The sequence below is a fragment of the Streptomyces sp. QH1-20 genome (assembly GCF_041283565.1).
Classification (GTDB): domain Bacteria; phylum Actinomycetota; class Actinomycetes; order Streptomycetales; family Streptomycetaceae; genus Streptomyces; species Streptomyces syringius.
The window spans coordinates 7044581-7058272 of the sequence record NZ_CP166299.1; the positions used below are offsets into that span (position 1 = coordinate 7044581).

Below are 13692 nucleotides of genomic sequence, written 5' to 3' on the forward strand. Positions count from 1 at the left end.
GGACGAACCCGTACTGGACGTCAGCGGCCTGTCCGTACGGTTCCGCATGCGTGGAGGCCGGCGGATCGCCGCCGTCACCGACGCCTCGTTCCGGCTCTGGCCGGGCGAGTGCCTCGCGCTCGTCGGCGAGAGCGGCTGCGGCAAGTCCGTCCTCGCGTCCGCGCTGCTCGGGCTGCTGCCCGCGAACGCGCAGACCGCGGGCCGGGCCCTCGTCGGCGGACTCGACCTCCTCGCGGCCGACGAGCGGACGCTCGCCCGTACGGTCCGGGGCCGCCGCGTCGGCCTCGTACCGCAGAGCCCCGCCGCCCACCTCACCCCCGTACGCACCGTGCGCTCACAACTCCAGGAGACCGTCCGGGAGCTGACCGGCGCCCGCGGCAGCGGGCTGCGGGCCAAGACCGAGGCCGCCGCCGAGCGGGCGGCGTTCCCCGCCGACCACCTCGACCGCTACCCCCACCAGCTCTCCGGCGGTCTCGCCCAGCGCGCCGCCACCGCGCTCGCCCTCGTCGGCGACGCCCCCTTGCTGCTCGCCGACGAACCGACCACCGGCCTCGACCGCGACCTCGTCGACCGCACGGTCGACGAACTGCGTCGCCACGCGGACGCGGGACACGCGCTGCTGATGATCACCCATGACCTCGCGGCGGCCGAACGGATCGCCGACCGCGTCGCCGTGATGTACGCGGGCCGCATCGTCGAACTCACCGACGCACCCGCCTTCTTCGGCGAGCCCGGCCCCCGTCACCCCTACGCCCGCGGCCTGCTCGACGCCCTGCCCGAGCGCGCCTTCACCCCCATCCCCGGCATGCCCCCCGAACTCGGCGCGCTGCCCGAGGGCTGCGCCTTCGCCGCCCGCTGCGCACACGCGACGGCGAGCTGCGGGACCGTCCCCGCGCTGCTGGACGGCACGGCCTGCCACCACCCGCAGGAGCCGACGCGTGCTTGAACTCCAGCGCATCACCGCCGGGTACGACCGGCGCGCACCCGTGGTCCGGGACATCTCGCTGATCGTCGAGCCGGGGGAGGCCGTGGGGCTCCTCGGCCCCAGCGGCTGCGGCAAGTCCACCCTGGCCCGCGTCGCCTCCCTGCTGCACCGGCCCGACTCCGGCACGTATCTCATCGACGGCGAGCGAGTCCGGGCCTGGCGGCACCGCGCCCCGCGCGAGCAGCGCACCGCCTTCGGAGTGGTGTTCCAGCAGCCTCGCCAGTCCGCCGATCCGCGGCTGCGCCTCACCGATCTGATCGCCGAGCCGTTGCGCGCGGCCGGCCGGCGCACGGGCATCGAGGGGACGGTGGCCGAGCTCGCCGCGCGGGTCGGACTCTCCGAGGAACTGCTCGGCCGCCGGCCGCACGAGGTCAGCGACGGCCAGCTGCAACGAGCCTGCCTGGCCAGGGCCCTCGTGCTGCGCCCGCGCTGGCTGATCTGCGACGAGATGACGGCGATGCTGGACGCCTCCACGACCGCCGCCCTGGTCGCCGCTGTCGAGGACTACCGCCGCGAGAGCGGCGCGGGCCTCCTCGCCGTCGGCCACGACCGCACCCTGCTGAACCGCTGGTGCGACCGCACGGTCCACTGGGCCGAACTCATCCAGGCCGAAGACCCGAGCCCGCCGAGGAACAAGCCGTCCGGCGCCTGAGCCCGGTGTGGCGCCTGCTCACTTGAGGCGGCGCTCGGCAAGGCGGCGCGCGAGTCCTGGGACGGCGGTGCCCGCCACGAGGGCGGCGAGCGGTACGAGGACATCAAGCCAGGGGTTCCGGAGTGGTTTGTAGGTGGCGGAGCCGTTCTTGATCTCGATGAAGCCGCAGGGCCGAGCGCTGGCTTTTCCGCCTCCTCCTCCGCCGTCGCTCGCCTTGGCCGATCCGGCCTCGCTCCCCGTACCACCACCGAAGCCGAAGCCGACCTTGGCGACCGGGATGACGGTGACACCCGCCGCGGTGACGGGCTCGCCGTAGACGACCGCTACCGAGGCCCGGCTGCCGATCCCGTTGGCCAGCCGTTCCATCATGGCGACGGAGGCGTGCGCGGCGGTCATGTTCGCCGACGGGATGGGCAGGGCTGTCTCGTCCGGGGCGGTCATCGGGTGCCTCCGAGGGCGTGGCGTAACGCGCTGCCGCCCGCAGCCCCGTCATCCGCAGACGTGACGTCGCACAGCAGCCGTATGACAGAGGGCTCGGCCATGCCCGCCATTCTGCCGACCTCGACCGGTGTGGGCAACGGTGTTGTGCACAGTCCCGGCCGCACCCTCCGCCACACGGACCCGCGTGCCGCACCCGGCGGTCAGCGATGCCGCACCAGAGGAAACGGCAGCGTCTCGCGAATCGACAGGCCCGTCAGGAACATCACCAGCCGGTCCACGCCGATGCCCAGCCCACCCGTCGGAGGCATCGCGTACTCGAGGGCACGCAGGAAGTCCTCGTCCACCTCCATCGCCTCCAGGTCACCGCCCGCCGCCAGCAGCGACTGGGCGGTGAGGCGGCGGCGCTGCTCGACGGGATCGATCAGCTCCGAATACGCCGTGCCCAGTTCGGTGCCGAACGCCACCAGGTCCCAGCGCTCGGCGACCCGCGGATCGTCGCGGTGCGGGCGGGTGAGCGGCGAGACGTCGGTGGGGAAGTCCTTGTAGAAGACGGGCGGTCCGGTCCGCTCCTCGACGAGCCGTTCGTACATCTCCAGCACGATGTCCCCACGCGTGTGCTCCGGCTTGTGCGGCACGCCCGTCGCGTCGCAGTGGCGGCGCAGCGCCTCGACCGGGGTGTCCGCGTCGACCTCCGCGCCGAGCGCCTCGGAGATCGCGCCGTAGACGGTCTTCACCGGCCACAGGCCCGAGATGTCGTGCTCGACGAGCTTGCCGTCGCCGTCCGTCCGCAGCGCGACCGCCGAACCGTGGGCGGCGACGGCGGCGCCCTGGATCAGCTCGCGCGTCAGGTCCAGCATCACGTCGTAGTCGGCGCAGGCCTGATACGCCTCCAGCATCGTGAACTCGGGGTTGTGCTTGTACGAGACGCCCTCGTTGCGGAACGTCCGGCCCATCTCGAAGACCTTCTCCATGCCGCCCACACACAGCCGCTTGAGATACAGCTCGGGCGCGATGCGCAAATACAGATCGAGGTCGTAGGCGTTGATGTGCGTGGTGAACGGCCGGGCGTTCGCCCCGCCGTGGATCTGCTGGAGCATCGGCGTCTCGACCTCCAGATAGCCCCGGTCGAGCAGCCCCTGACGCAGTGCCTGCACGGCGGCGCTGCGCGCCCGTACGGTCCGCCGGGCCTCCGTCGACACGGCGAGGTCCACATAGCGCATCCGCACCCGGGCCTCGGGGTCGCTCAGGCCGTGGCGCTTGTCGGGCAGCGGACGCAGGCACTTGGCGATCATCCGGGTACGGGTCACGAAGACGGTCAGCTCACCGTGGTCGGTGGCACCGATCTCGCCCTCGGCCTCGATGTGGTCACCGAGGTCGATGTGGTCGGTGAAGCGCCGCAGGCACTCCGGACCGGATCCGTCGCGGGTGAAGGTGAGCTGCAGGTCGCCGGACCAGTCGCGCAGCACGGCGAAGACGACCCCGCCGTGGTCGCGGACCAGCAGTACCCGCCCGGCGACGGTCACCCGCTCGCCCGTACGGGACGAGGGCGCGAGCCCGGCGTGCGCCGCGCGGATCGCGGCGAGGGTGTGGGTGCGGTGGGCGTCGACCGGGTAGGGATCGACACCCGCCGCCCGCAACCGATCCAGCTTCGCCCGCCGTACCCGCACCTGCTCGGGCAGCCCGGCGAGCTCATCCGCCGCACCGGGCTCACCGGCCCCCGCGGCGGTGCCGTAGCCGAGTTCGGAGAGCGAGGGCAGCCCGGCGGTGGTGGCCGGGCTGGAGACGCCGCGCGTCCGCCCCCGGCTCCACAGCTTGCCCAGGCTCGGTACCGCGACGAAGCCCTCCGCGATGCCCGCGGCCAGCCCGATCCGCGCGAGGGCGCCCGCGTCGGCGTAGCACAGGAACCGTGGATGCCATTCGGGGTTGTATTTGACGTTCGAGCGGTAGAGCGCTTCCAGCTGCCACCACCGGGAGAAGAACAACAGCAGCTTGCGCCACAACCGCAACACCGGCCCCGCGCCGATCCGGGCGCCCTCCTCGAACGCCGAGCGGAAGACGGCGAAGTTCAACGAGATGTGCTTGACGCCGAACCGCCCGGCCTGGGCACACAGCTGGGCGACCATGAACTCCATGACGCCGTTGGGTGCGGCCCGGTCGCGGCGCATCACATCCAGCGAGACCCCGTCGCGCCCCCAGGGCACGAACGACAGCAGCGCGATCATGTTGCCCTCGCTGTCGAACGCCTCGACCAGCAGACAATCGCCGTCGGCGGGGTCGCCGAGGCGCCCCAGCGCCATCGAGAAGCCGCGCTCGGTCTCGGTGTCGCGCCAGGCGTCCGCGCGATGGATCACCTCGCCCATCTCCTCGTCGGAGAGCTCGGCGTGCCGTCGGACGCGGGTGGTCGCGCCCGTCCGCTCCACCCGGTTGACGGCCTGGCGGGTCACCCGCATCTCGCGGCCCTCCAGATCGAAGGCGGCGACCTGGAGGATGGCCTCGTCGCCCAGTTGCAGCGCACCGAGCCCCGACCGGGCGTACGCCCTGGCGCCGGCCTCGCTCGCGCCCATGACGGCGGGCTGCCAGCCGTAGCGCCCCGCGACCGCCAGCCAGGCCTCGATCGCCGGTGTCCAGGCCTCGGGGTCACCCAGCGGATCGCCGGAGGCCAGACAGACCCCCGCCTCGACCCGATAGGTGACGGCGGCCTTCCCGCTGGGGGAGAAGACGACGGCCTTGTCCCGGCGGGTCGCGAAGTAGCCGAGGGAGTCCCGGCCGCCGTAGCGGCCGAGCAGGGCGCGAATCCGCGGCTCCTCGTCGTCGTGCAGGGCCGCCTCCAGACGCTGGGAGCGGAAGAGCGACATGGTGGCGTTGAGCAGCGCCAGCGCGCCGAGCAGGCCGAGGAGGAAGAACAGCCAGTGCGGCGGGTGGCCGACGAAGTGCCGACCGCTGACCAGGCCGCCGCACACCTTGTTGGCGACGAACAACAGCCTGTTCCCACCGCCGCGCTCCAGCGACCCGGGGAAGAGGGAGACCAGGCCCCAGCCCACCAGGATGGCGACGGCGAGGCCGCCGACGAGCACCAGAAGGGCATGCAGGAACGCACCGCGCCGCGATGCCGCGTAGAACTCCCGCCGGGCCAGGACCAGCAGCACCATGGCCGCCACGCACAGCACCAGGGACGGGGTCACCTCCCAGTACCCCACGGCCAGCAACAGCACGTCCGCGAGCAGCAGCAGGGCCAGATAACCGAGGACGAACCAGAGCGTGACCCGCTTGCGGGCGGCCATCGCCGCGGCGAGGAGCAGCAGGAAGACGGCGTAGGCGAGGTTCGGGGCCGTGGGAACGGTCAGGGTGTCCAGCGCGTCGGTCAGCGGGGCCGCCACCCGCCGCAGCGGTGAGAAGAGGGAGGTGAGCGCGCAGAAGACCCCGAGCAGACCGAAGAAGATCGCGAAACCGTTGGGCACCCGGTGCAACAGCCGCCGCCAGGCGGATGCCCGCTCGCCGCCCTCCCGCGCCCCTTCCCGCACCGTGGCGGGCTCGGTGTCCGGGACTGTGCGGCTCATTCCGCCAGCCTAGGCACGCCACTGCCCCGACGCCTGTCGAATCATGACCCGCCCGCCGGACGGGTGCGGGCCCGAAAAGATTGCCCGGGGCCGATGAGACCGTGACGGTCCGTTCCCGCCCCGGCCGGTGAATCCGTACCTGGATGGAGTACACGCGCGGCACGGATGGCGCCGATGTGATGAGCGAGACTGGCGCATACTCACCGCTCAGCCGAGGAGGTTTGCCGTGGTTGTCTCGATCTCCGTGGTCCTGATGCTTCTGGTGCTGGCGGTGGTGTTCCTGCGCAGCGGAGCGCTCCGCGTCTCGCACGCGCTGGTCTGCGTCCTGCTCGGCTTCGTGCTGGCGAGCACCAGTGTGGCGCCGACCATCGCCAACGGCATCTCGGCCACGGCTCAGCTGGTCAGCGGCGTGCGCCCCTGATCTGACGGGGTGGCACGGGCGAGTGCGGGAGCACCGCCCGCTTCCCGCGGCCCGGTGAGCGTTCGGCGGGCCTCGGGGCCCTGGAACGCCCGGCGATAGGCGTGCGGGCTGGTGCCGATGAGCCGCTTGAACCGGTCACGAAACGCGGTGGGGGAGCCGAACCCCACCTGAGCGGCGATGCGGTCGACCGAGTGCGCGGTGGTCTCCAACAGATGCTGCGCCCGGCGGATCCGGGCCCGGTGCAGCCACTGCAGTGGCGTGGTGCCGGTCTGCTCGCGAAAACGCCGGTTCAGGGTGCGGGTGCTCAGCCGGGCCCGCGCGGCGATGCCGTCGAGCGTGAGCTCACGTCCGGCGTTCTCCTCCATCCAGCGCAGCAGCGGTTCGAGGGTCGCCCCGTCGGGGGCCGGTGGTTCGTGCACGATGAACTGCGCCTGACCGCCGTCGCGTTCCAACGGCATCACCGAGAGGCGGGCGGCGTCGGCGGCGACGGCCGAGCCGTGATCGCGCCGGACGAGGTGCAGACACAGATCGAGCCCGGCCGCCGCACCGGCCGAGGTGAGCAGCTGGCCGTTGTCGACGTAGAGCACGTCCGGGTCGACATGGACATCGGGGTACCGTCGCGCCAGCTCCGTGGTGCCCAGCCAATGGGTGGTGGCACGCAGCCCGTCCAGAAGCCCCGTGGCGGCGAGGACGAACGCGCCCACGCAGATCGACGCGATCCGGGTACCCCGGCCGGCCGCCGAGCGCAGGGCGTCCAGGATCCCGTCCGGAACGGGCGCGAGGGGGTTCGCGACGCCGGGCACGACGATGGTGTCCGCCTGCGTCAGTGCCTCCAGGCCCCAGGGCGCCCGCAGGGTGAACGCGCCCGCGTCGACGTCCCCGCCGGCCGAGCAGACCCGCACCTGGTAGGCGGGTCGGCCGCCGGGCAGACGAGCACGGGTGAAGACCTCGACCGGCGTCGCCAGGTCGAAGCCCACCACCCCGTCCAGGGCGAGAACGGCGACGGTGTGCATGACGAGATCGTAGCCCCGACCCGCTGGCGAGAACCCGTTGACCTATGGCAATCCCGCCACTTCTGTGCCCGCCGGATGACGCCTACCGTCGGAGCCGCGCCCGGCTTGATCTGCCGTGACCGCCGGCCCCGAGCCGGACCCACCCGCCGAAAGACTCCTCCCTCCATGACGAAGCTTCTCCTGAGCATTCACGTCCTCGCCGCGATCATCGCCATCGGCCCCGTGACGGTGGCGGCCAGTATGTTCCCCGCCGTCACCCGCCGGGCGTCGGCGGTGTCGGCCTCTCCCGGTGACCGGGATGCGGCCTCGGTCCCGCAGGCCCTGCACCGGATCTGTCGCGTCTATGCCGTCGTGGGTGTCGTCGTCCCCGTCTTCGGGTTCGCGACGGCCAACAGCCTGCACGTCCTCGGCGACCCCTGGCTGATCGTCTCGATCGTCCTCACGCTGATCGCGGCCGTGATCCTGGCGGCGCTCGTCCTCCCCGGACAGTCCGCTGCCCTCGCCGCGCTCGACAAAGGCTCCGGCACCTCCGCCGCCCTACGTCGCCTGGCCATGTACACCGGAGTGTTCAACCTGCTCTGGGCCGTGGTCACCGTTCTCATGATCGTCCGCCCTGGCTCGACGACGGGAGCCTGAATCAGGGGCGGGATGCGGAGCGTGACCGCGGCCCAGAGCGGGGCCGGACCTGTCCCTGAGCCGCCTATGCCCGCCCGATCTCGACGTCCTCCAGGACACCGAGCGCGTCCGGCACCAGAATCGCCGCCGAGTAGTAAGCGCTCACCAGATACGACGTGACCGCTTGGTCGTTGATGCCCATGAAGCGCACATTCAGGCTGGGCTGGTACTCGTCCGGGATTCCCGTCTGGTGCAGACCCACGACTCCCTGGTCTTCCTCACCGGTGCGCATCGCGAGGATCGAGCTGGTGCCGGTCTCGCTGATCGGGATCTTGTTGCACGGGAGGATCGGCACTCCCCGCCAGGCGCGCACCGACGAGCCCAGGACCTCGAGGTTCTGCGGGTAGAGGCCACGGTTGCTGCACTCCCGGCCGAAGGCCGCGATGGTCCGGGGGTGAGCCAGCAGGTACTGGGTCTTACGACGCCGTGACAGCAGTTCGTCGAGGTCGTCGGGGGTGGGCGGGCCGGTGCGGGTGTGGATGCGCTGTTTGAGGTCGGCGTTGTGGAGGAGGCCGAATTCGCGGTTGTTGACGAGCTCGTGTTCCTGGCGTTCGCGGAGTGCTTCGATGGTGAGGCGGAGCTGCTGCTCGACCTGGTTCATCGGTTCGTTGTAGAGATCCGCGACGCGTGTGTGCACGCGCAACACCGTCTGGGCGACGCTCAGTTCGTACTCGCGTGGGGACAGCTCGTAGTCGACGAAGGTGCCGGGAAGGGCCGGCTCGCCGACGTGCCCGGAGGCCACTGCGATGTCGGCCTCGCCGCGCTTGTTCTGCGGGAGTGTGGGCCGGGAGGCGAAGCCCGCGACATGGTCGCGCAGTGACTCGGAGCGATCGGCCAGTTCCTGGAAAGCCTGGAGGGAGAGCGTGAGGACGGTGCAGCGCGTCACCGCCCTTACGGTGAAGCCCCAGACCCCGTCCGGCTCCAGGGGGACGCGTTCGCCGAAATAGTCGCCGTCGGCCAGCACACCGAGCACGGTGTCGTCCCCGTACTTGCCGACGCCCGTCTTGTTGAGCTTGCCGTGGACGACCAGGAAGACCTGGTCGGCCGGCTGACCCGACTCGACCAGGGCGTCACCCGCCGCGTACTCCCGCTGGACGAACCCGTCCGCCAGCGACTCCAGTACGGCATTGTCGTCAAATCCCCGGAGCAGCGGCAGCTCACCCAGCTCCGGCGGGATGACCCGGACCTCCGAGCCGGTGGTGATGAACTCGACGCGGCCGTCCCCGATCTCGTAGGTCAGCCTGCGGTTGACCCGGTACGTACCCGCGGACACCTGCACCCAAGGCAGCACCCGCAGCAGCCATCGGGAGGAGATCCCCTGCATCTGCGGTACGGATTTGGTCGTCGTCGCGAGCTGGCGTGCCGCTGAGGTGTCGAGGCTCTGCTGTGACTCGCCCGCCCGCGCGGTCTGCCCTTGCTCCACTGACGTGGTCATTGCTGGTATTCACCCATCTGTATGCGATAGCTGACGCGATACCTGAAACGGTGTGCTGCGGATGGCGACGTGGTGCGGACAGGGCAGGGCCATGGCCCTGCCCTGTCCGGTCCCGTCAGTGGCCGACTTCGACGTTCTCGAGAATTCCGAGAGCGTCGGGAACGAGAACGGCGGCGGAGTAGTAGGCGCTCACCAGATAGGACATGATCGCTTGGTCGTTGATGCCCATGAAACGTACGGACAGGCTGGGCTGGTACTCGTCCGGGATTCCCGTCCGGTGGAGACCGACGACCCCCTGTGATTCCTCACCGGTGCGCATCAACAGAATCGAGCTGACGCCGGTCTCGGTGACCGGGATCTTATTGCAGGGGAAAATCGGCACACCGCGCCAGGCGGGGACGGCGTGGCCGTTCACATCGACGCTGTCCGGGTACACGCCTCGGCTGTTGAACTCGCGCCCGATCGCCGCGATGGCACGCGGGTGTGCCAGAAGGAAGCCGGGGTCCTTCCAGACGGTCGCCAGCAGTTCGTCGAGGTCGTCGGGGGTGGGTGGGCCGGTGCGGGTGTGGATGCGTTGTTTGAGGTCGGCGTTGTGGAGGAGGCCGAATTCGCGGTTGTTGACGAGCTCGTGTTCCTGGCGTTCGCGGAGTGCTTCGATGGTGAGGCGGAGCTGCTGCTCGACCTGGTTCATCGGTTCGTTGTAGAGATCCGCGACGCGTGTGTGCACGCGCAACACCGTCTGGGCGACGCTGAGGCCGAACTCGCGCGGGGCGAGTTCATAGTCGGCGAAGACGCCGGGAAGGGCAGGCTCGCCAACGTGTCCGGAGGCGATGTCGATGGCCGACTCGCCGTACTCGTTCTGCGGGCGTCCGGTCTCGGCGCGGAAGGCCTGCACGTGGTCGTGCAGCTCCGGCGAACGCTCGAGGAGCTCCTCGAACTCCTGGCGCGGCAGGGTCAGCACCGTGCAGGCCGTCACCGCCCGTACGGTGAAGTCCCAGTTGCCCCCCTCGGCCGCCGCGAGGGCCCGGTCGCCGAAGTATTCGCCGTCGGCCAGCACGCCGAGCACGGCGGGGTCGCCGTACTCCCCGGCGTGCACCTTGCTGACCTTGCCGTGGGCGATCAGAACGACCTGATCGGCCGGGTGGCCGGCCTCGACCAGCACGTCCCCGGGCTGGAACTCGCGCTGGGTGAAGCGGCCGGCGAGCGTGTCGAGCACCGTGGCGTCGGTGAAGCCGCGCAGCAGCGGCAGCTCGCCCAGCTCCGCCGGGATCACGCGTACCTCGGCCCCGGTGGAGACGAATTCGACCCGGCCGTCGCCGAGTGTGTGCGTCAATCGCCGGTTGACCCGGTAGGTACCGCCGGAGACCTGGACCCAGGACAGCATGCGCAGCAGCCACCGCGAAGTAATGCCCTGCATCTGCGGTACGGATTTGGTCGTGGTCGCCAGATTCCGGGCGGCCGCGGTGCCGAGACTCAGTCGGCCCGCTGAATTCTCCGTGTCGGAACCGGATTCCAATGACGTCGTCATACGGGAATGCCCACCCATTTCCTCTGCGCGACCGGCTGCTGCGGAACCGTCGATAAGCTCTCGGGGATGCTTCTCCGAGGCTAGCGGGGTGATTCCGTGGGCGCAGTCACCCTAAAGGGTGGATTAATCGACGATGTTAACGGCGGATAAAAATGCCGATACCGTTCGGGACGGCTCGTTCGGCCCCGCCCGAGGGATGGTTGCGCACGACGGCCTGCCCTTCGCCGGGAGCGCGGGTGACCAGCGTGCTCGACCCGCCGCCGTCCAGGTTCACGGCGTCCTCGGAACCGAGATCCCGCATGACGCCGGCCAGTTCGGCGACGGTCAGGCCCACGCGATAGTCGGGGCCCCCGTCCAGCGCCAGAAGGTACAGCCGCCGGCCCCCGTCGGCCAGCCCGGCCGAGGTCCGTACGGCTGAGGCCACCGTGTCCAGCCCGCTCAGCGGGTGGCCGTCGCGCAGCACCGGGAAGCCGCCCAGCGCGAAGCGCAGCGCCCCGCGGTGCGCGGACCGCAGGCGCTCGTCCACCTGAACCCGGTCGCCGACCCGGAGCTTGCGCAGCTCCCGCGCCCCTGCCTCACGCCCCACCAGCACCACCGTGCCGGACGCGATCTGCCCCCGCCCCGGCTCCTCGGCCACGGAGGTCACCCGGCCCCGCCGTACGGTCAGTTCGTAGGTCTCGGCGCTGCACGGCGCCGCCCGCTCCGTGTCGGTACCGCAGGTGGCCCGCAGCCGCGAGACCGCTCCCCACGCGGGGGTGTACGCGCCGACGCCGCCGACGGGCAGGGCGTACTGATTGAGGCCGCGCAGCGGGAACTTCCGGTCCGCGGTCCGCACGGTCCCCACCAGGGTGAGCCGGTCCAGCCGGGCCACCCCGTCCGTCCCGACGCCGATGACGTCCCTCGTGGTGACCCCCTGCGGCATCGCGGGCCCGAAGCGCTGACCGTCCGGCACGGCCGCGCTCAGGCGGTGCCCGCTCGCGATGGACGGGCCCACCGGCGCCCCCGTCGCCTCCACCCCCGGGTGCTGACTCTCCGTGATGTTGTAGAAATCGCCGTTGACGGCGCCGACCGCGCCCCGGGACTCGGCCAGGCGGGACACGGTCGCCCGTGCGGCGACCCGGCCCGGGTACAACAGGTCCAACGACACCTTCGGGTGGCGCAGATCGACGGTGAGCACATGACCGAAGGCCGGCCCGTGCGAGCCCGAGACCGAGAACTTCCGATAGGTGACCCCGGGCGCGACGCCGGCCTGACCGCCGAACCGCGGAGTCGGCCGTGCTTCCGTTTCCGCCCAGGCGGTCCCTCCGCCACCCACCAATGAGACCCACGCCACCCACACCGTCAGCACCGCGCGTACGCGGCCAGTACGTCTTCTCACAGTCTCCCCAGAGGTCCCATCAACTCTGCCACGGCGCAAGGGAGTTCACCATGCCCCGAACGAACGACAAGGAACGCCGCGGCGTCGACGTGGGCAACTCTCGGCACGTCCCTGCACATCGGCCCTGCGCGCCCCGATACTCACAGCTGTCAGTACGTGCGACCCATCGATATCCGCCCAGAGATTCGGGAGGCACCATGCACCCGCGCACGCGCCGCGCAGCCGTCGTCACCCTCGGAGCCGCCTTCGCGGGATCCCTCGCGTCCCCGGCTCTCGCCGTCGTGCCGGACTCGCGCGACGGCACCCGCCAAGGGCGTGGCAAGGCGCCGCTGCGCCGGGCGCACGCGCACAACGACTACGCGCACCCCCGGCCGCTCGCCGACGCCCTCTCCCACGGATTCGGCAGCGTGGAGGCCGACATCTGGCTCGTGGGCGGGCAACTCCTCGTGGCGCACGACGCGTCCGAGCTCGATCCGACGCGCACCCTCGAATCGCTCTACCTCGACCCGCTGCTGCGTCGGGTCATCGCCAACCACGGCCGCGTCTACCGCGGCCACGGCCTCTCGTTGCAGCTGCTCATCGACATCAAGACCGCGGGCGATCCCACCTACCGCGAACTCTCCAGACGCCTGCGCCGCTACCGGTCGATGCTCGGCGTCTGTGCCGACGGCCGGGTGCGACGTGGCGCGGTCACCGCCGTCGTGTCGGGCGACCGGGGTGCCCGCACCCCCATGGAGGCCGAGCGGGTGCGGTACGCCTTCTACGACGGTCGCCTCGCGGACCTCGGCAGCGGCGTTCCCGCTTCGTTCACCTCGCTCATCAGCGACAACTGGGGGCTGAACTTCACCTGGCGAGGTGAAGGGCCGATACCCGAGCGTGAGCGGACGGCCCTTCGACGGATCGTCGCCGCCGCCCATTCGGCAGGCCGGTGTGTGCGCTTCTGGGCCACGCCCGACGAGCCGGGCCCGGCCCGTGACGCGCTCTGGCGCGAGCTGCTGGACGCCGGTGTGGACTACCTCAACACGGATGATCTGGCAGGACTCGAGGCGTTTCTCCGCGCAGCTCGCTGAGCACCTCGCGGAAGTGGGACTCGGGAACCGACGGCAGCAACAGCGCGACGACGTGCACCAGTTTGCCGAGCACGAAGGTGGTGTCGGGCGTCGCGCGCACGAGCTCCCGCACCCGCTCCGTGTCTCCGCGCCGGACGGACTCGAGCAGCACTGCGACATCCGGTGCGGCCTCCTCATCCGTCTCGACCCAGCCCGCCTCGTCCGGCGCGCGCCGGACGAGGTGTCGCAACACCCGGTCGGCGACGTCGGGCTGATATGCCTTGCGTACGGCTTCGTTGGCGACCCAGGAGAGCGCGGACACGACGTCCTTGGCCTCGTCGGCCGTCATGGTCTCCGGCAGCGAAGCGTCGAACGCCTGCTGATTGCCGTGCCGGAAGGCCAGGAGGAGGCGTGCTGCCCTCGCCTTCGCCTCGTTCACGCGTATATGGGAAATCTCGGCGGTCACCGGAAAATAGTACTGTTAGTGGATCATTCCGTGGGGAGCGCCACGCAGTGGAATGTCGCGATCCAGAGCGGAAGGTGTAGCGGTACGGTCAC

At 71.0% G+C, this 13692-nt stretch carries 12 protein-coding genes; 5 read left to right on the top strand and 7 right to left on the bottom strand.

Annotated features, from left to right (window positions below):
• Positions 1-46: 46 nt before the first annotated feature.
• Positions 47-946, top strand: a complete 900-nt coding sequence (locus AB8O64_RS31745; RefSeq protein ID WP_370424034.1) for an ABC transporter ATP-binding protein — start codon at positions 47-49, stop codon at positions 944-946.
• Positions 939-1637, top strand: a complete 699-nt coding sequence (locus AB8O64_RS31750; protein WP_370422990.1) for an ABC transporter ATP-binding protein — start codon at positions 939-941, stop codon at positions 1635-1637. The genes AB8O64_RS31745 and AB8O64_RS31750 overlap by 8 nt, the downstream gene beginning before the upstream one ends.
• Before the next feature lie 18 nt (positions 1638-1655).
• On the opposite strand, the gene AB8O64_RS31755 is transcribed toward AB8O64_RS31750, so the two are convergent.
• Positions 1656-2078 (bottom strand): spore germination protein GerW family protein, encoded by a 423-nt coding sequence (locus AB8O64_RS31755; protein WP_370422992.1) that lies wholly within the window; start codon positions 2076-2078, stop codon positions 1656-1658.
• 200 nt (positions 2079-2278) lie between these two features.
• A complete protein-coding gene (gene lysX / locus AB8O64_RS31760; RefSeq protein ID WP_370422994.1) occupies positions 2279-5635 on the bottom strand; it encodes a bifunctional lysylphosphatidylglycerol synthetase/lysine--tRNA ligase LysX in 3357 nt (1118 codons plus the stop codon).
• 226 nt (positions 5636-5861) lie between these two features.
• On the opposite strand from lysX, the gene AB8O64_RS31765 reads away from it, so the two are divergent.
• Positions 5862-6056, top strand: a complete 195-nt coding sequence (locus AB8O64_RS31765; RefSeq protein WP_130881150.1) for a hypothetical protein — start codon at positions 5862-5864, stop codon at positions 6054-6056.
• On the opposite strand, the gene AB8O64_RS31770 is transcribed toward AB8O64_RS31765, so the two are convergent.
• Positions 6029-7069, bottom strand: coding sequence for a GlxA family transcriptional regulator (locus AB8O64_RS31770; protein WP_370422996.1), 1041 nt, complete (start codon positions 7067-7069; stop codon positions 6029-6031). The two genes, AB8O64_RS31765 and AB8O64_RS31770, sit on opposite strands and share 28 nt — an antisense overlap.
• 165 nt (positions 7070-7234) lie before the next feature.
• On the opposite strand from AB8O64_RS31770, the gene AB8O64_RS31775 reads away from it, so the two are divergent.
• Complete coding sequence (locus tag AB8O64_RS31775) at positions 7235-7705, top strand: hypothetical protein (protein WP_370422997.1); 471 nt, start codon at positions 7235-7237, stop codon at positions 7703-7705.
• 64 nt (positions 7706-7769) lie between these two features.
• Here the strand turns inward: AB8O64_RS31775 and AB8O64_RS31780 are convergent, their stop codons facing one another.
• From AB8O64_RS31780 to AB8O64_RS31790, 3 genes are all read right to left on the bottom strand, one after another.
• Positions 7770-9179: a family 2B encapsulin nanocompartment shell protein gene (locus tag AB8O64_RS31780; protein ID WP_370422999.1), complete on the bottom strand. Its 1410-nt coding sequence runs from the start codon at positions 9177-9179 to the stop codon at positions 7770-7772.
• Between the two features lie 115 nt (positions 9180-9294).
• Positions 9295-10707 (bottom strand): family 2B encapsulin nanocompartment shell protein, encoded by a 1413-nt coding sequence (locus tag AB8O64_RS31785; protein WP_370423001.1) that lies wholly within the window; start codon positions 10705-10707, stop codon positions 9295-9297.
• Positions 10708-10843: 136 nt separating this feature from the next.
• Entirely contained in the window at positions 10844-12085 is a 1242-nt protein-coding gene (locus tag AB8O64_RS31790) for a phosphodiester glycosidase family protein (RefSeq protein ID WP_370423003.1), read from the bottom strand.
• 197 nt (positions 12086-12282) lie between these two features.
• On the opposite strand from AB8O64_RS31790, the gene AB8O64_RS31795 reads away from it, so the two are divergent.
• Positions 12283-13155: a phosphatidylinositol-specific phospholipase C/glycerophosphodiester phosphodiesterase family protein gene (locus tag AB8O64_RS31795; RefSeq protein WP_370423004.1), complete on the top strand. Its 873-nt coding sequence runs from the start codon at positions 12283-12285 to the stop codon at positions 13153-13155.
• On the opposite strand, the gene AB8O64_RS31800 is transcribed toward AB8O64_RS31795, so the two are convergent.
• Positions 13103-13600, bottom strand: coding sequence for a hypothetical protein (locus AB8O64_RS31800; RefSeq protein WP_370423006.1), 498 nt, complete (start codon positions 13598-13600; stop codon positions 13103-13105). The two genes, AB8O64_RS31795 and AB8O64_RS31800, sit on opposite strands and share 53 nt — an antisense overlap.
• Between the last annotated feature and the right edge of the window lie 92 nt (positions 13601-13692).